This window comes from Janibacter cremeus, from assembly GCF_013409205.1.
In the GTDB taxonomy this organism is placed as follows: Bacteria; Actinomycetota; Actinomycetes; order Actinomycetales; family Dermatophilaceae; genus Janibacter; species Janibacter cremeus.
The window spans coordinates 3,216,757-3,237,016 of the sequence record NZ_JACCAE010000001.1 but is presented as its reverse complement, the minus strand read 5'-3'; the positions used below and the strand labels follow the sequence as shown (position 1 = coordinate 3,237,016).

Sequence of the window (20,260 nt, the reverse complement as noted above, 5' to 3'; positions counted from 1 at the left end):
CACCATCGCGTTCCCGCATCCGTGCGCATCGCCGCGGGCCGGGACCCGATGGCTACTCGTCGTCGAGCGTCAAGCGCACGGCCCGGGCCCGTCTCGCGGCATCCTTCAGCACGGACAGACGCGGGTCGGGCAGATTCCACAGGGTGCGTCGTTCGAGGTCGCGCAGGTGGGCCAGCCGCGGGTCGGTCAGCACCTGCTCAGCCAGCTTGCGATCCCCACCGAGCACGAGGGCGTCCACACGCCCCGGCGGCAGGTGCTTGCACGCGAGCTCGGCCACCGTGGTGACGACCGAGTCGGCCTGGTTGCCCCGTCGGCGGCTGTAGCGCTGCTGGCTCCAGCCACCCGCCTTCGTGCGCGACTGGACGTACCGGGTGCCGCACTTGTGCGAGGTGAGCTCACCCCCTTCGTCGACACCGACGGCATGACCGCCACGACGCACGAGGACGAGGCCGATCCGCTCGTGCTCGAAGGTCTCCCCCACCGCACGGGTGCCGTCACCGCCGACGAGCAGCACACGGCCCGGCTCGACGGCGGAGGTGACGCCGTCGTGCCGGGCCGCGAAGCCGTCGACCCACTTCTCGAGGCGATGGGCATCGACCTCGATGATGCGGGTCATCGGGTGTGGCTGATCAGATGTTGAAGCCGAGGGCTCGCAGCTGCTCGCGGCCGTCGTCGGTGATCTTGTCCGGACCCCACGGCGGCATCCAGATCCAGTTGATCCGCATACCCGCGACCAGGTCGGTCAGGACAGAGTCGACCTGATCCTCGATGACGTCCTGCAAGGGGCAGGCGGCAGACGTGAGGGTCATGTCGACGACTGCGTGGTTCTGCGGGTCGACGGTGATGCCGTAGACGAGGCCGAGATCGACGACGTTGATGCCGAGCTCGGGGTCGACGACGTCACGCAGCGCTTCTTCGACGTCTGCGACATTTGTCGGGGTCGGTGCCTGGGCAGTCATGCGCTCTCTCCTTGGGATTCTGTTGCGACGTCGACGCCTGCCTGGACCAGGGCGTCGGTGAGGGCCAACCAGCCTAGCAGCGCGCACTTCACGCGAGCCGGGTACTGCGCGACGCCGGCCAGGGCGACGCCGTCGCCGATGACCTCCTCGTCGCCGCTGTCCTGGCCGCGACTGGTGAGCATCTGCCGCATCGCGGCGTGGATCTCCATGGCGTCGGTGATCGTCTCACCGGTCAGCTCGTCGGCGAGGATCGAGGTGCTCGCCATCGAGATCGAGCAGCCCATCGCCTCGTAGGAGATGTCGGTGATCGTCGCGCCCGGTCCGGTGCCGTCGAGGTGCACCCGCAGGGTGACCTCGTCGCCGCAGGTCGGGTTGACGTGGTTCACCTCGGCCTGGTGCCCCTCGCGCAAGCCGTGTCCGACCTGGCGCTTCGAGTGGTCGAGGATCAGCTCCTGGTAGAGGTCCATCAGGCAGCCCCCCGGTCCACGCCGAAGATGCCGGGCACGGTGTCGAGGGCGTCCACGAGGGCGTCGATCTCGTCCGGGGTGTTGTAGACGGCCATCGAGGCGCGCGTGGTGGCCGCGACCTTGTAGGCGCGGTGCAGCGGCCAGGCGCAGTGGTGACCGACGCGCACGGCCACGCCGTGGTCGTCGAGGACCTGGCCGACGTCGTGCGCGTGCACGCCGTCGACGACGAAGCTGACCGCGGCGCCCCGGTGGACGGTGTCCGCAGGCCCGATGAGGCGGACCCAGTCACGGGCTGCGATCGCCTCCAGCAGCCGGGCCGTGAGGGCCTGCTCGTGGGCGGCGATGCGCTCGACGCCGATCTCGCGCATCCAGCGCACGGCAGCGCCCAGACCGATGGCCTGGCTGGTCATCGGCACACCGGCCTCGAATCGGGTCGGTGGGGCCATGTACGTGCTGCCCTCCATCCGCACGATCTCGATCATCGAGCCGCCGGTGAGGAAGGCCGGCATCTGGTCGAGCAGGTCGTAGCGGCCCCACAGGACCCCGATGCCACTCGGTCCGTACATCTTGTGGCCCGAGAAGGCCATCAGATCCACGCCGAGCTCGGTGACGTCCACCGGTAGGTGGGGCACCGACTGGCAGGCGTCCAGGACCGTGATCGCGCCGACGGACTTCGCCGCTGCGACGAAGCGGGAGACATCACTGATGGCGCCGAGCACGTTGGAGGCGTGGGTGAAGGCCATCACCTTGGTGCGCTCGGTGACCATGCCCTCGAGTTGGTCCATGTCGAGACGGCCGTCCTCGGTGACCCCGATCCAACGCAGGGTCGCGCCGGTGCGACGGCACAACTCCTGCCACGGCACCAGGTTGGCGTGGTGCTCCGCCTCGGTGATGAGGATCTCGTCCCCCTCACCGACGCGAAGGGGGGACCCCACCAGCGCGTTGGAGAAGGCGTAGGCCGCCAGGTTCAGCGCCTCGGTGGCGTTCTTGGTGAAGACGACCTCGCGCTCGGCGGCACCGATGAAGGCGGCGATGTCCGCACGCGCCTGCTCGTAGGCCTCGGTGGCCTCCTCGGAGAGCGCGTGGGCACCGCGGTGCGGCGCGGAGTTGGCGGTGATGAGGAACTCGCGCTCGGCGTCCAGCACCGCCAGCGGCTTCTGCGAGGTCGCCCCCGAGTCCAGGTAGACCAGCGGCTTGCCCCCGCGCACGCTGCGCCCGAGGATCGGGAACTGGTCGCGCAGGGCCGCCAGCTCGGTGTCGGGGATCAGCTGCTCGGTCATCATCACGCCCCGGTGAACGCGGCGGGCTCCCCCGTCGGGACGTAGCGGTCGTAACCCTCGGCCTCGAGCTGGTCAGCGAGCTCCGCTCCGCCCTGGTCGGCGATGCGGCCGTCGACGAAGACGTGCACCCGGTCAGGCTTGATGTAGCGCAGGATCCGCGTGTAGTGGGTGATGAGCAGGACACCGGAGTCGGTGTTGCCCTGCACCCGGTTGACCCCCTCGGAGACGACGCGCAGGGCATCGACGTCCAAGCCGGAGTCCGTCTCGTCGAGGACGGCGAACTTCGGCTTCAGCAGCTCCATCTGGAGGATCTCGTGGCGCTTCTTCTCGCCACCGGAGAAGCCCTCGTTGACGTTGCGGTCGGCGAACGTGGAGTCCATGCGCAGCTCGTCCATGGTCGAGCGCACGTCCTTGACCCAGTGGCGCAGCTTCGGCGCCTCGCCCTCGATGGCGGTCTTGGCGGTGCGCAGGAAGTTGCTCACCGTGACGCCGGGAACCTCGACGGGGTACTGCATCGCGAGGAAGAGCCCTGCGCGGGCGCGCTCGTCGACGCTCATCGACAGCACGTCCTCGCCATCGAGGGTGATCGACCCGGAGGTGACCGTGTACTTGGGGTGACCCGCGATGGAGTAAGCGAGGGTCGATTTGCCGGAGCCGTTCGGCCCCATGATCGCGTGCGTCTCACCGGACTTCAGGGTCAGCGTGACGCCCTTGAGGATCTCCTTGGAGCCCTCCTCGGTGTCGACGCTGACGTGCAGGTCCGTGATCTCGAGCGTTGCCATGTCTGTTCGTCCTTCGTATGTGGAAATAAGTGTGGTGGGCCGGCGACCGTCAGACCGTGCGGGGCGCCTCGTCGGACAGCGCGACGAATACCTCGCCATCGGTGACTCGCGTGGTGTGCACGACCACGGGGACCGTGGCCGGGAGGCTGGTCGGCTTGCCGGACACGAGGTTGAAGCGCGAGCCATGCAACCAGCACTCGATCTCGCAACCCTCGACGTCGCCCTCGGACAGCGACACGCGACCATGCGTGCACTCGTCGTCGATGCAGTGCACGCTGCCGTCCTCGGCGTGGATCATCGAGACGATCCGTCCCTGGATCTCCGCCTTGGCAGCGCCCACGTCCGGCAGCTCGTCGAGCCGGCAGACGCGGACGAAGTCGGCCTCGGTCGCGGTGCTCATGCCATCGCCCCAGAACTCGCCTCGAGCTCCTCGTCGATGGCCGCCATGACCTTCTCGCTGATCTCCTCGTCGCCGATGCGCTGGACGATGCTGTTGAAGAAGCCGCGCACGACGAGACGACGGGCCAGCTCCTGCGGGATGCCGCGGGACTGCAGGTAGAACAGCTGCTGGTCGTCGAAGCGGCCGGTCGTCGAGGCGTGACCGGCACCGACGATCTCGCCGGTCTCGATCTCGAGGTTGGGCACCGAGTCCGCCCGCGCCCCATCGGTGAGGATGAGGTTGCGGTTGAGCTCGTAGGTGTCGGTCCCCTCCGCAGCAGCCCGGATGAGCACGTCGCCCACCCAGACCGTCTGCGCCGTCTCGCCCTGCAGCGCGCCCTTGTACTCGACGTTGCTGCGGCAGTGCGGCGCCTCGTGGTCGACGAAGAGGCGGTGCTCCAGGTGCTGCCCGGCGTCCGCGAAGTACACGCCCAGCCCCTCGAAGGATCCACCGGGGCCGGTGTAGCTCGCGTTGGTGTTCAGCCGCACGATTCCGCCACCGATGGAGATCGCGATGTGCCGCGCCGAGGCGTCCCGGCCGACGACGACGTCGTGCTGGGCGAGGTGGTGGGTGTCGTCCTGCCAGTCCTGCAGCGTGACGAGCGTGACCTTCGAGGAGTCCCCGGCGATCACGGTGACCAGCTCGTTGTAGTCGCTCGAGCCGGTGTGGCTGAGCACGATCGTCGCCGAGGAGAACGCGCCGACGCGCACGACGAGGTGACCGTTCACGATCTGCCGCTCGGTGCCGTCCAGGGAGATGCGCACCGGTTCGGTGAGCTCGTGCTCCTTCGGCACGTCGACGAGGGAGATGCCCCCACCGTGGGCCGCCGCCAAGGCCGCCGGCCGGTCGATCGGCTTGGGCAGCGCGTCTCGTCCCAGCTCCTCCACGGACGTCGTGGTGAGCGTGACGCCCTCCGGCAGGTGCGTGGTCCACTCGAGCGTGGCGCCGCTGGCCTCGTCCGCCAGGAGGTTCGTCAGGCGACTGATCGGGGTGAACCGCCAGTCCTCCTCACGGCCCTGCGGCATCGGGAATTCGGCAACCTCCCACGAGCGGGTCCGTTCGCCACGGGAGGCGTCCGGGACCATGGTCTCGCCGGAGTGGGTGTGAGCCTGTCGGCTCGAAGTGTCAGCCAGCAGGCTCATCAGCCAACGGCTCCTTCCATCTGGAGTTCAATGAGGCGGTTCAGCTCGAGGGCGTACTCCATCGGGAGCTCCTTCGCGATCGGCTCGACGAAGCCGCGCACGATCATCGCCATCGCCTCCTCCTCGTTCATCCCGCGGGACATGAGGTAGAAGAGCTGGTCTGCGGAGACCTTCGACACGGTCGCCTCGTGGCCCATCTGCACGTCGTCCTCGCGGACGTCGACGTAGGGGTAGGTGTCCGAGCGGCTGATCGTGTCGACGAGCAGCGCATCGCAGACGACGTTCGACTTGGAGTTGGTCGCCCCCTCGAGCACCTGCACCAGGCCCCGGTAGGAGCTGCGGCCGCCACCGCGGGCAACGGACTTGGAGATGATCGAGCTGGAGGTGTTCGGTGCGGCGTGGACCATCTTCGCGCCCGCGTCCTGGTGCTGGCCCTCGCCGGCCAGGGCGACCGAGAGGGTCTCACCCTTGGCGTACTCGCCCATGAGGAAGCAGGCGGGGTACTTCATCGTCACCTTGGAGCCGATGTTGCCATCGATCCACTCCATGGTGCCGCCCTCCTCGACCGTGGTGCGCTTGGTCACGAGGTTGTACACGTTGTTCGACCAGTTCTGGATGGTCGTGTAGCGCACGCGGGCGTTCTTCTTCACCACGATCTCGACCACGGCGCTGTGCAGGGATGCGGTCGTGTAGATCGGCGCGGTGCAACCCTCGACGTAGTGCACGGAGGAGCCCTCGTCCGCGATGATCAGCGTGCGCTCGAACTGGCCCATGTTCTCGGTGTTGATCCGGAAGTAGGCCTGCAGCGGGATGTCCACGTGGACGCCCGGCGGCACGTAGATGAAGGAGCCACCTGACCAGACGGCGGTGTTCAGCGCCGAGAACTTGTTGTCACCGGCCGGGATGACGGTGCCGAAGTACTCCCGGAAGAGGTCCTCGTGCTCGCGCAGGCCGGAGTCGGTGTCGACGAAGATGACACCCTTCTCCTCCAGGTCCTCACGGATCTGGTGGTAGACGACCTCCGACTCGTACTGGGCGGCGACGCCCGCGACGAGCCGCTGCTTCTCCGCCTCGGGGATGCCGAGCTTGTCGTAGGTGTTGCGGATGTCCTCCGGCAACTCCTCCCAGGAGCTGGCCTGGTTCTCGGTGGACTTCACGAAGTACTTGATGTTCTGGAAGTCGATGCCGGTGAGGTCACTGCCCCAGCTGGGCATCGGCTTCTTGTCGAACAGGCGCAGGGACTTCAACCGCAGGTCGCGCATCCACTTCGGCTCGCTCTTGCGGTCGCTGATGTCGAGCACGACCTCTTCGTTGAGGCCTCGCTTGGCCGCCTCACCGGCCGCGTCGCTGTCGGACCAGCCGTACTCGTAGCGGCCGATGTCCTTGAGCCCTGGGTTCAGCTCTTCGATGTTGGTGCTCATCGGTTGGCCCTCTCTTTGTGGGATCGCGCCCCCGGCGTGGGGACGAAGGTGGTGCAGACGTGATGACCCTGGGCCAGTGTGGCCAGGCGTTGGACATGGACTCCGAGAAGGCGGCTGAAGGCGTCGGTCTCCGCCTCGCACAACTCGGGGAACTCCGTGGCGACGTGTCGGACCGGGCAGTGGCCCTGGCACAACTGGACACCGACGCTGCTGTCCTCGCCGACCGGACGGGCGCTGGCAGCGTATCCCTCGAGGCCCAAGGCCTCAACGAGCGCCAGTGTGCGTGCGTGCGGATCGCTGCCCGCGGCGTCGAGCCGGTCCCGGACACGCGCCTCCAGGCCGGCGACCCGCTCGTCGGCGAAGGCACGAACGGCGTCCTCGCCGCCCTGCTCACGCAGGAAGCGCATCACCTCGGTGGCCAGCTCGTCGTACTCGGAGGGAAGGTGGTCGTGCCCCAGATCGGCCACGACCCACTCCCGGGCAGGACGTCCGCGGCCACGCTTGCCCCGGTGCGGCGCCCGGCTGGTGACCGAGGAGTCCTCGGCCAGCAGGTCGAGGTGGCGACGCACTCCGGTGGCCGTCAGGCCGAGATGGATGGCGATGTCGGCTGCGGTGATCGGGCCGTGCTCGCTGATCACCGCGAGCACGCGATCGCGGGTGCTGGCATCACGGGTATCGACGTCGCCCTGCGACGTCGAGAGATCCCGCGGTGAATTAAGCACACACCCATGTTACGTAATTCTTCGCCGGTGACAACAAAGGCACCCCTAACCACGAGACGGCCGCGGGGTTGCCTAGACTTGCCCACCGTGACTCGAGCCGTTGTCGTGGAGGACCTGCGCCGCGTCTTCGGTGATGTCATCGCCGTCGACGGGGCCACCTGGGGCGCCGACACGGGCCAGATCACCTGCGTGCTCGGCCCCAACGGCGCCGGCAAGACCACCACGATCGAGTGCCTCGAGGGCCTCCTGCGGCCCGACTCCGGTACCTGCCGCGTCCTCGGCGCGAACCCGTGGCGAGCCGATGCGGCCCACCGTGCCCGCGTCGGCGTCATGCTCCAGGACGGCGGGCTCCCGCAGAGCGTGAGCGCCCGACGCCTGCTGACCCACCTCGCGCGCCTGCACGTCACCAACCGTGCGGCCGAGCTGATCGAGCGCCTGGACATCACCCCCTTCGCCAGCACACCCATCCGGCGACTCAGTGGCGGCCAGAGGCAGCGGGTCGCACTGGCCGCCGCCCTCGTCGGCGGGCCCCGGGTCGCCTTCCTCGACGAGCCGACGGCCGGGCTCGACCCGCACGCACGGCTGGAGGTGTGGGACCTGCTGGGAGAGGAGGCCGACGCCGGCGTCGGGCTCGTGGTGACCACGCACAGCTTCGAGGAGGCCGAGCGTCTCGCGGCGCGGGTCGTCATCCTCGACCGTGGCCGCGTCGTCGCCGACGGCACACCGGAGCAGATCTCCGGCGGGGGCCGTCTCGAGGACGCCTACTTCTCGCTCACCGGAGGAACCCGTGACCGCTGAGGCCGCGACCCACGTCCCCGCACCCGCTCCTCGACCGCGCCGGGTGGCAGCCCAGGCTCGCTTCGAGGCCGGGATACTCGCGCGCAACGGCGAGCAGCTGCTCGTCTCCCTCGTCCTGCCGGCGCTGGCTCTCGTGGCCCTCGTCGCGAGCTCGTACCCGGATCTGGCCACGCCGCGGATCGCCGTGGTGGCGCCCGGTGTCCTCGCCCTGGCCGTCGTGTCCACAGCATTCACCGGGCAGGCGATCCAGACCGCCTTCGACCGCCGCTACGGCGTGCTGCGGATGCTCGCGACCACCCCCGTGGGCACCGACGGACTCCTCGCCGGGAAGGCCCTGGCCATCTGCGCCGTCGCTGCCGTCCAGCTCGTGGTGCTCGGCCTGGTGGCTGCCGTCATGGGCTGGCGGCCCGACCTCGTGGGACTGCTCCTCGCCCCGGTGACGGCGGCGCTCGGGGTGTGGGTCTTCGTCGCCCTGGCACTCCTGGTGGCCGGCGCCATGCGGGCCGAGGCCGTCCTCGCGGTCGCCAACCTCGTGTGGGTGCTCCTCGCCGGCGTGGGCGGCCTGCTGCTGCCCGCCGAGACGCTCGGCAGCAAGGCCGCCGTGATCGTGCAGTGGCTGCCTTCGGCAGCCCTCGGTGACGCCTTCCGTGAGCAGCTGGCACACGGGAGCGTGCCGTTCCTGCCCTGGCTGGTCCTGCTCGTGTGGGGCGCCGGCCTGAGCCTGCTCGTGATGCGCACCTTCCGCTGGCGCGAGTGACCGCACCCGACGACCGGTCCGGACGGGGGGCGACATACCGTAATGGGGTGTCCGAGTACTCCGCTGCTGCACGCACGTGGCTGCCCCGCCTGCTCCTGATCAACCTGGTCGTCGAGGTCGGCATCGTCCTGACCGGCGGCCTCGTCCGGCTCACCGGCTCCGGGCTCGGGTGCCCCACCTGGCCCCAGTGCGTCCCGGGGTCCTACGTGCCCACCGTCGAGCAGGCGGAGGGCATCCACAAGTTCATCGAGTTCGGCAACCGCACCCTCACCGGCGTCGTGGGCATCGCCGCCCTCGTGCTGCTCATCGCGCTGTACCGCTGGGCGCGTGACCGTCCGGAGCTGATCCTCGGCACGTGGGTCGTCCTCGGCGGCGTCGCGGCGCAGGCGATCGTCGGCGGCATCACGGTGCGCACCGGCCTCAACCCGTGGATCGTCGGCTTCCACTTCCTCTGCTCCATGGCCATCATCGGCACCTCGGCATGGCTGCTGTGGCGCTATCGGCAGAGCGCCGGACCGACCCGGTCGCTACTGCATCCCCTGGTCGAGCGCACCACCTGGCTGCTGTGCACCGTGGCTGTCGTCGTCCTCGTGCTCGGCACCCTCGTCACGGGCTCCGGGCCCCACTCCGGCGACGCGGACACCCCGGCTCGCACGGGCTTCGACCCCCGCACGATCTCCTGGCTGCACGCCGACGCCGTCATGCTCTTCATCGGCCTCGTCGTCGCCGTCTGGTTGGGCGCGAAGCTCACCGAGCGAGGGCCGGGTCCCGCCCGCGCCTGGGCGGTGGTTCTCGCCGTCACCCTCGCCCAGGGCCTGGTCGGCTACGTGCAGTACCTGACGAAGCTGCCCGAGGTCCTCGTCCTGGCCCACATGTTCGGCGCGGCCGCGCTCGTCGTCGTCATCGCCCGCGCGATCGTCCTCTCCCGCACGCCGGGTCCCCTGCCGGCCGACTGACCAACAGGCCACGAGATCTCATCGCATCCGGGCGTCCCGTCCCCCGGGGATGGCCTGGATCTCTCGATGTGGCCGGGATATCTGGCGCTGGCCGCGACACAACGCGGCCCGATCAGGATGTTCCGGCCACCACAGGCAACGCGGCCCGACCAGGGTGCCCCGGCCTCCGCGAGGTGACCCGGCCGTGGGTAACCCCGGGAGCGGACGAAGGGAGGGGGTGGGCCGACTCAGGCCACAGTCCGGACCCGGAGAACACAGGTGCAGCGGAAGACCGAGGAGTCCGGACTGTGCGCCAAGGCCCGCGCGCTCCCTTCGCCCGCGGACCTGGAGCAGGACCGCCGGGCTGGACTCAGGCCAGACCGGGCAGCGGCAGGTGCAGCAGCGGGTCGATGGCCACGCCGAGGAAGAGCAGCGTGACGTAGGTGATCGAGAAGTGGAACAGCCGCATCGGCTTGAGCACCTGCTGGTTGGCCCCCTTGCGGGCCGCCGACATCAGCCGGTGGGCCTCGGCGACGAAGAGGCCGCCCGAGAGCAGCGCGGCACCGAGGTAGATCCAGCCCATGTCGGCCACGGGGACGAGCGCGAGCGAGGTGAGGACCATCAGCCAGGAGTAGGCGACGATCTGCTTGGCCACGGTCGTCTGCTCCTGGACCACGGGGGCCATGGGCACACCGGCGGCGGAGTAGTCGTCGGTGAAGCGCATGGACAGCGGCCAGTAGTGCGGCGGCGTCCAGAAGAAGATCACGAGGAAGAGGATGATCGCGGGCCACTGCACGGAGTTGGTCACCGCGGACCATCCGATGAGGGTCGGCATGCAGCCGGCGATACCACCCCAGACGATGTTCTGCGCCGTGCGGCGCTTGAGGACCATCGTGTAGCCGACGGCGTAGAGCAGGATCGCCCCGAGCGACAGGGCGGCGGAGAGCCAGTTGACGAGCAGTCCCAGCCAGAGGGTGGAGACGAGGGTGAGGACGAGACCGAAGATCATCGCCCCGCGTGGCGTGGCCTCACCGGTGACGAGGGGCCGGCCCTGGGTGCGACCCATCTTGGCGTCGATGTCACGGTCGTAGACCATGTTGAAGGTGTTGGCCGCCCCGGCGCTGAGGGATCCGCCGACGAGGGTGAGGACGATCAGGCCCAGCGAGGGGACGCCACGCTGGGCGAGGAACATCACCGGAACCGTCGTGACGAGAAGCAGCTCGATGATCCGAGGCTTCGTCAGCGCGACGTACGCACGCACGGTGCGACGCCACGGGCGGGTCGCCGGCGACAGGTCGCGCGTCGACTCGAGAGTGCTCACGGACTGCCTTTGCCGAAGGGGGTGGGACATGGTCGCGCAGGGCGCCGACCGTGTCCACACTCTACCCGTGTCGAAACAGCCTCCGAGCCCGCCCCCGGACGGCGTGGCATGCGCGCGCAATCCCACTAGTGTGGGAGGTGAGCACCCACCGATCTGCAGAGAAAGGTCCTCCGTGAGCACGGACACCGACACCTCCCCCACGGCCCCCGCCAAGAAGCCGGCCGGCACTGCGACTCCGGCGGGAACCACCCGCACCGTGGCCTCGGCGAATCCCGATGGCCCGGCAGGGACGTCCTCGCGCTCCGGCGACCTCCCGCGTCCGGTCGCGACCAAGGCAGGGTGGAGCGACCTGGACGTCCGTGCGGTCGACACGGGGCGGGTCCTGGCAGCGGACGCGGTGCAGAAGTGCGGCAGCGGTCACCCCGGTACCGCGATGAGCCTCTCCCCCGTCGCCTACCTGCTCTACCAGCAGGTGATGACGCACGACCCGAGCGACCCGACGTGGCTGGGCCGCGACCGCTTCGTGCTGTCCGTGGGCCACTCCTCGCTCACCCAGTACATCCAGCTCTTCCTCTCCGGCTACGGCATGGAGCTCAGCGATCTCGAGGCGCTGCGGACCTGGGGGTCGCTCACCCCCGGCCACCCCGAGGTGCACCACACCCCGGGTGTCGAGATCACCACCGGACCGCTCGGCTCCGGATTCGCCTCTGCGGTCGGCATGGCGATGGCCCAGCGCCGCCAGCGGGGCATGTTCGACCCGGACGCCCCGGCGGGCGCGTCTCCCTTCGACCACACCGTCTGGTGCGTGGCCTCCGACGGTGACCTGCAGGAGGGTGTCTCGTCCGAGGGCAGCTCGCTGGCCGGCCACCAGGAGCTGGGAAACCTCAACGTCATCTACGACGCCAACCAGATCTCCATCGAGGACGACACCGACATCGCCTTCAGCGAGGACGTCGGTGCCCGATACCGCGCCTACGGGTGGCACGTCATCGACGTCGACTGGCGCAAGACCGGTGACGGCTCGGCCTACGTCGAGGACATCGACGAACTCCTGGCAGCCTGCACGGCGGCGAAGGAGAACACTTCCGCGCCCACGATGATCGTGCTGCACACGATCATCGGTTGGCCCGCGCCGACCAAGCAGGACACCGGCGCAGCCCACGGCGCAGCGCTCGGCGAGGACGAGGTCGCCGGAATCAAGGAACGGCTCGGCTTCGACCCGCAGCAGCACTTCGCCGTCGAGGAGACCGTGCTCGAGCACACCCGCTCGGTGATCACCCGCGGGCAGAACGCCCACACGCAGTGGGACGAGCGGATGACGGCCTGGCGCCGGGACAACCCCGAGCGTGCAGCGCTGCTCGACCGCGTCGTGGACGCCCGGGTCCCCGAGGGCCTGGACGAGGCCCTGCCGACCTTCGAGGCTGACGAGAAGGGCATGGCCACCCGAAAGGCCTCCGGCGAGGTCCTGACCGCGCTCGCCGACGTCATGCCCGAGCTGTGGGGTGGCTCCGCCGACCTCGCCGGCTCGAACAACACCACGATGGACGGCCAGCCCTCCTTCGTGCCCAAGGGCAAGCAGACGGACACCTGGTCCGGCAACGAGTACGGCCGCACCCTGCACTTCGGCATCCGTGAGAACGGCATGGGCATGGCGATGAACGGCATCGCGCTGGAGGGACTGACCCGTGTCTACGGCGGCACCTTCCTCACCTTCTCCGACTACATGCGCCCGGCCGTGCGCCTCGCGGCCCTCCAGCAGCTGCCGGTGACGTACGTGTGGACGCACGACTCGATCGGCCTGGGCGAGGACGGCCCCACCCACCAGCCGATCGAGCACCTGGCCGCCCTGCGCGCCATACCGGGTCTGGACGTCGTCCGCCCGGGCGACGCGAACGAGGTCAGCGTCTGCTGGGGCCAGGTCCTGAAGAACACCTCCACCGCGGCGCTGGCCCTCTCCCGACAGGGCACCCCGACGATCGACCGCGACGAGTTCGCTCCCGCCGCGGGCGCGGCCAAGGGCGCCTACGTCCTGGCCGAGTCCAGCACCAAGGTGCCCGAGGTGATCCTCGTGGCCACCGGCACCGAGGTCGCCGTCGCCATGGCGGCCCGCGCCACGCTCGAGGAGGCCGGCACCGGCACCCGCGTGGTGTCCATGCCGTGCCGTGAGTGGTTCGACCAGCAGCCGAGGGCCTATCGCGAGGAGGTCCTGCCGCCCACGGTCCGGGCGCGCGTCTCCGTCGAGGCCGCGACCCCCTTCGGCTGGCGCGAGGTCGTCGGTGATGCCGGCGAGAGCGTGAGCATCGACCACTTCGGTGCCTCCGCCGACCAGGCGACCCTCTACGAGAAGTTCGACATCACTCCCGCGGCCGTCGTCACCGCAGCCAAGGCCTCCATCACCAACGCAAAGGGATGATCTCGTGAGCACAATCCCCACCAAGCCCGCCTCCGTACAGGCCCTCGCGGACGCCGGTGTCTCCGTCTGGCTGGACGACCTCAGCCGAGAGATGCTGCGCTCGGGCGGCCTGCAGGAGCGCATCGACAGCAAGGGCATCGTCGGTGTCACCACGAACCCGTCCATCTTCCAGGCGGCACTGGCCGACGGAGAGGCCTACGACGAGCAGGTCAATGCCCTCGCCGCCGAGGGCAAGGACGTCGACGAGGTCGTCTTCGCCCTGACCACCGACGACGTGCGGGATGCCTGCGACGTGTTCCGGCCGCTCCACGAAGCCACCGACGGCGTCGACGGCCGCGTCTCCATCGAGGTTGACCCGCGGCTGGCCCACGACGCCCCGCGGACCGTCACGATGGCGCGACAGCTGGCCGAGGCCGTCGACCGGCCGCAGGTCTTCATCAAGATCCCGGCGACCGAGGCCGGGCTGCCGGCCATCACCGAGACCCTCGCTGCGGGCATCAGCGTCAACGTCACGCTGATCTTCAGCCTCGAGCGCTACCGCGCGGTGATGAATGCCTTCATCGAGGGCCTCGAGCAGGCCCTCGCAGCGGGACGGGACCTGTCGACGATCCACTCCGTCGCATCCTTCTTCGTCTCCCGGGTCGACTCGGAGGTCGACGGCCGGCTCGAGCAGATCGGTACCGACGAGGCCCTCGCCCTGCGCGGCAAGGCCGGCGTGGCCAATGCCCGGCTGGCGTACCAGGCCTACGAGGAGGTCTTCGCCACGCCCCGGTGGCAGCGCCTCGAGGACGAAGGGGGGCGCCGCCAGCGTCCGCTGTGGGCCTCCACCGGGGTGAAGAACCCGGACTACCCGGACACGATGTACGTCACCGAGCTCGTGGCGGCCAACACCGTCAACACCATGCCGGAGAAGACGTTGGACGCGACGATCGACCACGCCACAGTCACCGGCGACACCATCACCGGCTCCTACGCTGATGCCCGGGAGGCCCTGGACGCGCTCGCGGGTCTGGGCATCAACTACACCGACGTCACCGACACGCTCGAGTCCGAGGGCGTCGAGAAGTTCGACAAGGCCTGGGAGGAACTGCTCGACGGCGTGCGCGCCGAGCTCGGCAAGGCGGCCACACGGTGACCAGCCTGGCCGTCCTCGCCTCCGGCGCCGCCGCCGACGCGGTGGGCGGCCATGTCCCCGGCCTGGTGTCGGACAGGGTGGCCAGCCGTCTGTTCGAGCGTGATGCCACCCTCTGGGGCGAGGAGGCCCGGGATGAGGCAGCCAAGCGCCTGTCCTGGGTCGGCCTCGGCCGCACCTCCCGGCACCTCGTCGGCGAGATCAGCGCGCTGCGCGAGACGCTGCGCGAGCAGGGCGTTGACCGGATCGTGCTGTGCGGCATGGGCGGCAGCTCGCTCGCGCCCGAGGTCATCTGCGCCACCGCCGGTGTCCCACTGACCGTGCTGGACTCCAGTCACCCGGACGTCGTGCGTGCGGCGGCCATCGACCTGGCCCGCACGGCCGTCGTCGTCTCCAGCAAGTCCGGCTCCACCGTGGAGACCGACAGCCAGCGACGCGTCTTCGAGCAGGCCTTCGCCGACGCGGGCATCGACGCCGCCTCCCGGATCGTCGTCGTGACCGACCCGGGCAGCCCGCTCGAGGAGGATGCCCGACGCAAGGGCCAGCGGGTCGTCACCGCCGACCCGGACGTCGGTGGACGCTACTCCGCCCTGACCGCCTTCGGCCTGATCCCCTCGGGGCTGGCCGGTGTCGACGTCGAGGCACTGCTCGACGACGCCGAGGCCGTCACCGACCTGCTCGCCGAGGACGACGAGGCCAACCCCGGCCTGCGCCTCGCCGCGGCCATCGCAGGCACTCGTCCGTTGCGCGACAAGCTCTACCTCGTCGACCACGGGACGAGCGCCCGTGGCCTGGGTGACTGGATCGAGCAGCTGGTCGCCGAGTCCACGGGCAAGCAGCAGCGCGGTCTCCTCCCCGTCGTCCTCGAAGACCCCGGACGGACCCCGCTGCCGGCCGATGCCACCCTCTGTCGGCTCGTCGAGGTCGGCGAGGAAGACCGTCCGGGGGGCTCCGCCCCCCGCGTGCTCCCCGCGACCTCGCCAACCTCCACCCTGGACGTCGGCGGCTCGCTGGGGGCCCAGTTCCTGCTGTGGGAGGTTGCCACCGCGGTGGCCGGGCGACTGCTCGGGATCAACCCCTTCGACCAACCCGACGTCGAGAGCGCCAAGCAGGCCGCCCGCGACCGGATGTCCGGGTCCGACACGGCCGCGACTGCCGTTGACGCCGTGGACGGCCCGGTCGAGATCAGTCACCTCGGTGGCGACTGGCTCGGCGGGGCGACCACGACCGAGACGGCCCTGCAGGCCCTGCTCGCACAGCTCGACGACGAGCACGGGTACGTCGCCGTCATGGCCTACCTCGACCGGGAGGCCGACGCCCCCTTCGCCGAGGCGGTGGACGCACTGGCCGCCCGCGTGCAGCGACCGACCACCCTCGGGTGGGGACCGCGCTTCCTGCACTCGACGGGGCAGTACCACAAGGGCGGCCCCCGCACCGGCGTCTACCTGCAGATCACCGACACACCCGCCCAGGACCTGCCCGTCCCCGGGCGTGACTTCACGCTCGGGGAGTTCATCAGCGCCCAGGCCGGCGGCGATGCCGCCGTGCTGGCCGATCACGGACGACCGGTCCTCGTGCTGCATCTGGCCGACCACGACCGCGGGCTGACCCTGGTCGGCGACGCGCTGCGAGGTGGCCGCGCGTGAGCCCCGCCCGCGTCACCCCTGAGACCAACCCGCTGCGGGACCCACGGGACAAGCGCCTGCCACGCATCGCCGGCCCCTGCAGCCTGGTCCTCTTCGGGGTCACCGGGGACCTGGCCCGCAAGAAGCTGCTCCCGGCGATCTACGACCTGGCCAACCGTGGTCTGCTGCCACCGGGCTTCTCGCTCGTCGGCTTCGCCCGCCGCGACTGGGCCGACCAGGACTTCGGCAAGGTCGTCTATGAAGCCGTCCGGGAGCACTCTCGCACCCCCTTCCGCGAAGAGGTCTGGCGCTCGCTCTCCGAGGGATTCCGCTTCGTCCCCGGGGTCTTCGACGACGACGCGGCCTTCGATCTGCTCGCCAAGACGGTCCGCGAGCTCGACGACGAGCGCGGTACCGGCGGCAACCACGCCTTCTACCTGTCCATCCCGCCGGACTACTTCTCCATCGTCTGCGAGCAGCTCCAGCGCAGCGGTCTGGCCACTGCGGAAGACGACTCCTGGCGGCGCGTGGTCATCGAGAAGCCCTTCGGCCACGATCTGGAGAGCGCACAGGAGCTCAACGGGATCGTCGAAGCGGTCTTCCCACCCGACGCGATCTTCCGCATCGACCACTACCTGGGCAAGGAGACCGTCCAGAACCTGCTCGCGCTGCGCTTCGCCAACCAGATGTTCGAGCCGGTGTGGAACAGCCACTACGTCGACCACGTGCAGATCACGATGGCCGAGGACATCGGCATCGGTGGCCGCGCGGGGTACTACGACGACGTCGGGGCGGCACGGGACGTCATCCAGAACCACCTGCTGCAGCTACTGGCCCTCACCGCGATGGAGGAGCCCACGAGCTTCGCCGCGGGGGCGCTGCGGATGGAGAAGGAGAAGATCCTCGCGGCCGTCCGGGTCCCGGACGACCTCGGCGTGGCCACCGTCCGCGGCCAGTACACGTCCGGCTGGCAGGGCGGTGAGAAGGTCGCGGGCTACCGTCAGGAGAAGGGTGTTGCGGACGGATCGACCACCGAGACCTACGCGGCCATGCGGCTGGACATCGAGACCCGCCGGTGGGCCGGCGTCCCGTTCTACCTGCGGACCGGCAAGCGGCTCGGCCGGAGGGTCACCGAGATCGCCGTCGTCTTCAGGCGCGCCCCGCACCTGCCCTTCACGGACACCGAGACCGAGGAACTCGGCCAGAACGCCGTGGTCATCCGCGTCCAACCGGACGAGGGCGTGACCATGCGCTTCGGCGCCAAGGTCCCGGGCAACCAGATGGAGGTGCGGGACGTGACGATGGACTTCGGCTACGGCCGCGCCTTCACCGAGTCCAGCCCCGAGGCGTACGAACGGTTGATCCTCGACGTGCTGCTCGGCGACCCCCCGCTCTTCCCCCGCCACGAGGAGGTCGAGCTCTCCTGGCGGATCCTCGACCCGATCGAGCAGTTCTGGAGGAGACAGGGCACCGTCGAGGAGTATCCCGCCGGCACCTGGGGGCCGGTGGCCGCCGACACGATGATGCAGCGGGATGGACGCACTTGGAGGATGCCGTGATCGTCGACCTGCCCAGCGCGAGCACCGGACTGGTGGCCCAGCGGCTGATCGAAATCCGCGAGGACGTGGGGGCGATGGCCCTCAGCCGGGTGCTCACGCTCGTCCTCGTCGTCCCGGAGGAGGACGCGGAGGAGGCGCTGGCCGTGGCCAACACGGCCAGCCACCAGCACCCTGCTCGGATCGTGTGCGTCATCCTGGCCAATGCCCGCGGCAAGGCGCGGCTGGATGCGCAGATCCGGGTGGGCGGCGACGCCGGCGCCTCGGAGGTCATCGTCCTGCGCCTGTACGGGGCGCTCGTCAAGCATGCCCGCAGCGTCGTCACACCGTTGGTCCTGCCCGACTCCCCCGTCGTCGCCTGGTGGCCCACCGAGGCGCCCAAGGACCCCGGCGCGGACCCGGTCGGTGCGATGGCCCAGCGACGCATCACCGACAGCGCCGCGGCCACCTCGATCGCCGCCACGGTCAAGCGTCTGGCGCGCTGCTACACCCCCGGCGACACCGATCTGGCGTGGAGCCGGATCACCCTCTGGCGGGGCCTGCTCGCCACGACCCTGGACCGGGCCCCCTTCGAGCCGGTCACCGCAGCCACCGTCGTCGGCGCGCAGGACTCGCCGTCGGCAGACCTGCTGGCCGGGTGGCTCCGGCACCGGCTGAAGTGCCCCGTCTCCCTCGTCCGTTCGCGCACGGGTACCGGGGTCGTCAGCGTCCGTCTGCAGCGCGACTCCGGCCCCATCGACCTGGTCCGTCCGCTCCGGGGGGCCACCGCCACCCTCGACCAACCGGGCCAGCCACGACGGGCCATCGCCCTCGCCCCCCGGTCGGATGCCGAGTGTCTCGCCGACGAGCTGCGCCGGCTCGACGCGGACGAGGTGTACGAGGACGCCCTGACCAAGGGCCTGCCCCAGGTCACGCGACGCAGGATGACGATGACCGAGGCCGTCGATGAGGACCTCGTCCCCTCCCCGAGCGATGCCCGACGCACTGCCGAGCGCCTCGCCGAGGAGTCCAGGGGCGCCATCCGCAGCGCCATGGTCGACGCCGCACCCGAGGCCGCCGGCACGAGTACCGATGCCGTCCGGAACGCCGTCCGCGACCGGCTCGAGGACCAGGAGTGACCATGACCGCACCGCTGCTCGTCGTCCACCCCGGCCCCAGCCGGTTGATCACCTTGACCAGCGGGCGCCTGCTCACGGCCGTGCAGGATGCCATCGCCGCCCGGGGCGAGGCGCACGTCGCCCTCACCGGCGGCTCCATGGGTTCGGCGGTCGTCGCGGCACTGACGGACCACCCGGCCAACGACGCCGTGGACTGGTCACGGGTCCACTTCTGGTGGGGGGACGAGAGGTACCTCCCGGCGGGGGATCCCGACCGCAACGACACCCAGAACGACGATGCCGGCCTGCGCTCGCTCACCACCACCTCCGAGAAGGTCCACCGGGTCCTCGGGCCCGACGACGTCGACTCGGCAGAGGAGGCCGCCAGGCGTTACGAGGAGGAGTTGCGCACCCACGGCAACGGCACCTTCGACGTCGTCCTGCTCGGCGTCGGCCCCGACGGCCACGTCGCCTCACTCTTCCCGGGCCACCCGATGCAGCAGGACACCTCCGGCATCGCCGTAGCGGTCCACGACTCCCCCAAGCCTCCGCCGACACGAGTGACGCTCACGGCGCAGTGCCTGTCCAGGTCGCGGCAGGTGTGGTTCATCGTCTCCGGGCAGGACAAGGCCGGAGCCGTGGCGAAGGGGGTGGCCGATGCACCTGCCGAGCAGAGCAGCACGGTCCTGGTCCGCGGTCAGGAACGCACGGTCTGGCTCGTCGACGAGGCGGCGGCCTCGGGAGTGGGGCCGGTCAGCGGATGAGGCCGCGGTCGCGCAGCTCGCCGAGGCGCTCCTCGAGGATGGCCTCGCCCTCGGAGTCGGAGCGGCGCTCCTTCACGTAGGCCAGATGGGTCTTGTAGACCTCGGCGGTCGGCGCCGCCGGGGGGTTCTCCTTGTCGCGACCAGCGGGGAGGCCGCAGCGCTTGCACACCCACTCGGCCGGGATCTCCACGCCCTCGTCGACGGAGAAGGACGGAGTCATCTCGTGGCCGTTGGCGCACCAGTAGGAGACAAAGCTGCGGTCAGCGGCCTCGCCACGCTCCGCCTCACCCATCGGGCCGGCACCGATACGGCTGCCGCGGATTGCGTTACCACCTGCCATGAGGATCTCCTACGTGATCGGGACGGGGATCAGGCGTCGAAACGGTCGACGAGTCCGAGGCCGACGATCGAGGTGAACCACACCAGACCGATGACGACCGTGAAGCGAGTCAGGTTGCGCTCCGCGACCGACGAGCTGCCCAACGAGGCCGACATGCCGCCACCGAACATGTCGGAGAGGCCACCGCCCTTGCCCTTGTGCATGAGGATGAGCAGGATTTGGATCAGGCCGGTGATCACGAGGATCACCTGGAGTCCGATGCGGACGGCATTCACTCGATCAGGTCCTTGTCGGTCGGCACGGTCGGCTT

Annotated in this window: 21 protein-coding genes; 9 read left to right on the top strand and 12 right to left on the bottom strand. The window is 70.0% G+C overall.

From position 1 onward, the window contains the following. Positions 1-52 precede the first annotated feature (52 nt). Genes BJY20_RS15340 through BJY20_RS15300 form a run of 9 tightly spaced genes read right to left on the bottom strand, consistent with a single transcriptional unit; the run spans position 53 to position 7,212 of the window. Entirely contained in the window at positions 53-616 is a 564-nt protein-coding gene (locus tag BJY20_RS15340; protein WP_185992324.1) for an acVLRF1 family peptidyl-tRNA hydrolase, read from the bottom strand. A gap of 13 nt (positions 617-629) precedes the next feature. Next, positions 630-959: a metal-sulfur cluster assembly factor gene (locus tag BJY20_RS15335; RefSeq protein ID WP_185992323.1), complete on the bottom strand. Its 330-nt coding sequence runs from the start codon at positions 957-959 to the stop codon at positions 630-632. Beyond that, complete coding sequence (sufU, locus tag BJY20_RS15330; protein WP_185992322.1) at positions 956-1,426, bottom strand: Fe-S cluster assembly sulfur transfer protein SufU; 471 nt, start codon at positions 1,424-1,426, stop codon at positions 956-958. The genes BJY20_RS15335 and sufU overlap by 4 nt, the downstream gene beginning before the upstream one ends. Next, a complete protein-coding gene (locus tag BJY20_RS15325; RefSeq protein ID WP_185992321.1) occupies positions 1,426-2,706 on the bottom strand; it encodes a SufS family cysteine desulfurase in 1,281 nt (426 codons plus the stop codon). Before BJY20_RS15325 ends, sufU begins: the two co-directional genes overlap by 1 nt. A gap of 2 nt (positions 2,707-2,708) precedes the next feature. Further along, positions 2,709-3,488 carry a Fe-S cluster assembly ATPase SufC gene (gene sufC, locus BJY20_RS15320; RefSeq protein ID WP_185992320.1) on the bottom strand — a complete coding sequence of 260 codons (780 nt, stop codon included), beginning with the start codon at positions 3,486-3,488 and terminating at the stop codon, positions 2,709-2,711. A gap of 49 nt (positions 3,489-3,537) precedes the next feature. After that, positions 3,538-3,888 (bottom strand): non-heme iron oxygenase ferredoxin subunit, encoded by a 351-nt coding sequence (locus BJY20_RS15315; RefSeq protein WP_185992319.1) that lies wholly within the window; start codon positions 3,886-3,888, stop codon positions 3,538-3,540. Further along, complete coding sequence (gene sufD / locus BJY20_RS15310; protein ID WP_185992318.1) at positions 3,885-5,069, bottom strand: Fe-S cluster assembly protein SufD; 1,185 nt, start codon at positions 5,067-5,069, stop codon at positions 3,885-3,887. Before sufD ends, BJY20_RS15315 begins: the two co-directional genes overlap by 4 nt. Then, positions 5,069-6,490 (bottom strand): Fe-S cluster assembly protein SufB, encoded by a 1,422-nt coding sequence (sufB, locus tag BJY20_RS15305; protein WP_185992317.1) that lies wholly within the window; start codon positions 6,488-6,490, stop codon positions 5,069-5,071. Before sufB ends, sufD begins: the two co-directional genes overlap by 1 nt. Continuing rightward, entirely contained in the window at positions 6,487-7,212 is a 726-nt protein-coding gene (locus BJY20_RS15300; RefSeq protein ID WP_185992316.1) for a helix-turn-helix domain-containing protein, read from the bottom strand. The genes sufB and BJY20_RS15300 overlap by 4 nt, the downstream gene beginning before the upstream one ends. 87 nt (positions 7,213-7,299) lie before the next feature. Here BJY20_RS15300 and BJY20_RS15295 point away from each other — a divergent pair, with 87 nt between their 5' ends. From BJY20_RS15295 to BJY20_RS15285, 3 genes are read left to right on the top strand one after another with little or no spacing between them, the layout of a single operon-like run. Then, the gene (locus BJY20_RS15295) at positions 7,300-8,010 is read left to right on the top strand and encodes an ABC transporter ATP-binding protein (protein ID WP_343062940.1); all 711 of its coding nucleotides are present in this window, start codon (positions 7,300-7,302) and stop codon (positions 8,008-8,010) included. Next, the gene (locus BJY20_RS15290) at positions 8,000-8,767 is read left to right on the top strand and encodes an ABC transporter permease (protein ID WP_185992314.1); all 768 of its coding nucleotides are present in this window, start codon (positions 8,000-8,002) and stop codon (positions 8,765-8,767) included. The genes BJY20_RS15295 and BJY20_RS15290 overlap by 11 nt, the downstream gene beginning before the upstream one ends. Positions 8,768-8,814: 47 nt before the next feature. Beyond that, positions 8,815-9,723: a COX15/CtaA family protein gene (locus BJY20_RS15285; protein ID WP_185992313.1), complete on the top strand. Its 909-nt coding sequence runs from the start codon at positions 8,815-8,817 to the stop codon at positions 9,721-9,723. 349 nt (positions 9,724-10,072) lie between these two features. On the opposite strand, the gene BJY20_RS15280 is transcribed toward BJY20_RS15285, so the two are convergent. After that, entirely contained in the window at positions 10,073-11,023 is a 951-nt protein-coding gene (locus tag BJY20_RS15280) for a heme o synthase (RefSeq protein ID WP_343062939.1), read from the bottom strand. 256 nt (positions 11,024-11,279) lie between these two features. Here BJY20_RS15280 and tkt point away from each other — a divergent pair, with 256 nt between their 5' ends. The 6 genes from tkt to pgl are packed head-to-tail and all read left to right on the top strand — an operon-like array spanning position 11,280 to position 19,610. Beyond that, on the top strand, positions 11,280-13,436 hold the full coding sequence (tkt, locus tag BJY20_RS15275) for a transketolase (protein WP_425484180.1): 2,157 nt from the start codon (positions 11,280-11,282) through the stop codon (positions 13,434-13,436). 4 nt (positions 13,437-13,440) lie between these two features. Beyond that, positions 13,441-14,571: a transaldolase gene (gene tal / locus BJY20_RS15270; protein ID WP_343062937.1), complete on the top strand. Its 1,131-nt coding sequence runs from the start codon at positions 13,441-13,443 to the stop codon at positions 14,569-14,571. Continuing rightward, complete coding sequence (locus tag BJY20_RS15265) at positions 14,568-16,214, top strand: glucose-6-phosphate isomerase (RefSeq protein WP_185992310.1); 1,647 nt, start codon at positions 14,568-14,570, stop codon at positions 16,212-16,214. The genes tal and BJY20_RS15265 overlap by 4 nt, the downstream gene beginning before the upstream one ends. Continuing rightward, the gene (gene zwf / locus BJY20_RS15260; protein WP_185992309.1) at positions 16,211-17,752 is read left to right on the top strand and encodes a glucose-6-phosphate dehydrogenase; all 1,542 of its coding nucleotides are present in this window, start codon (positions 16,211-16,213) and stop codon (positions 17,750-17,752) included. The genes BJY20_RS15265 and zwf overlap by 4 nt, the downstream gene beginning before the upstream one ends. Further along, positions 17,737-18,867 (top strand): glucose-6-phosphate dehydrogenase assembly protein OpcA, encoded by a 1,131-nt coding sequence (locus tag BJY20_RS15255; RefSeq protein WP_221935344.1) that lies wholly within the window; start codon positions 17,737-17,739, stop codon positions 18,865-18,867. The genes zwf and BJY20_RS15255 overlap by 16 nt, the downstream gene beginning before the upstream one ends. Positions 18,868-18,869: 2 nt before the next feature. Next, positions 18,870-19,610, top strand: coding sequence for a 6-phosphogluconolactonase (pgl, locus tag BJY20_RS15250; RefSeq protein ID WP_185992308.1), 741 nt, complete (start codon positions 18,870-18,872; stop codon positions 19,608-19,610). Here pgl and BJY20_RS15245 read toward each other — a convergent pair. Together BJY20_RS15245 and secG are read right to left on the bottom strand one after the other, a co-directional pair. Next, the gene (locus tag BJY20_RS15245) at positions 19,600-19,950 is read right to left on the bottom strand and encodes an RNA polymerase-binding protein RbpA (RefSeq protein ID WP_185992307.1); all 351 of its coding nucleotides are present in this window, start codon (positions 19,948-19,950) and stop codon (positions 19,600-19,602) included. The genes pgl and BJY20_RS15245 overlap by 11 nt on opposite strands. Positions 19,951-19,979: 29 nt before the next feature. Then, entirely contained in the window at positions 19,980-20,225 is a 246-nt protein-coding gene (gene secG / locus BJY20_RS15240; RefSeq protein ID WP_185992306.1) for a preprotein translocase subunit SecG, read from the bottom strand. Positions 20,226-20,260: the final 35 nt, after the last annotated feature.

What these genes read in the sequence shown, in the direction of transcription:
- BJY20_RS15340 (WP_185992324.1), bottom strand. Translation starts at nt 616, where the DNA reads ATGACCCGCATCATCGAGGTCGATGCCCATCGCCTCGAGAAGTGGGTC.
- BJY20_RS15335 (WP_185992323.1), bottom strand. Translation starts at nt 959, where the DNA reads ATGACTGCCCAGGCACCGACCCCGACAAATGTCGCAGACGTCGAAGAA.
- sufU (WP_185992322.1), bottom strand. Translation starts at nt 1,426, where the DNA reads ATGGACCTCTACCAGGAGCTGATCCTCGACCACTCGAAGCGCCAGGTC.
- BJY20_RS15325 (WP_185992321.1), bottom strand. Translation starts at nt 2,706, where the DNA reads ATGACCGAGCAGCTGATCCCCGACACCGAGCTGGCGGCCCTGCGCGAC.
- sufC (WP_185992320.1), bottom strand. Translation starts at nt 3,488, where the DNA reads ATGGCAACGCTCGAGATCACGGACCTGCACGTCAGCGTCGACACCGAG.
- BJY20_RS15315 (WP_185992319.1), bottom strand. Translation starts at nt 3,888, where the DNA reads ATGAGCACCGCGACCGAGGCCGACTTCGTCCGCGTCTGCCGGCTCGAC.
- sufD (WP_185992318.1), bottom strand. Translation starts at nt 5,069, where the DNA reads ATGAGCCTGCTGGCTGACACTTCGAGCCGACAGGCTCACACCCACTCC.
- sufB (WP_185992317.1), bottom strand. Translation starts at nt 6,490, where the DNA reads ATGAGCACCAACATCGAAGAGCTGAACCCAGGGCTCAAGGACATCGGC.
- pgl (WP_185992308.1), top strand. Translation starts at nt 18,870, where the DNA reads ATGACCGCACCGCTGCTCGTCGTCCACCCCGGCCCCAGCCGGTTGATC.
- BJY20_RS15245 (WP_185992307.1), bottom strand. Translation starts at nt 19,950, where the DNA reads ATGGCAGGTGGTAACGCAATCCGCGGCAGCCGTATCGGTGCCGGCCCG.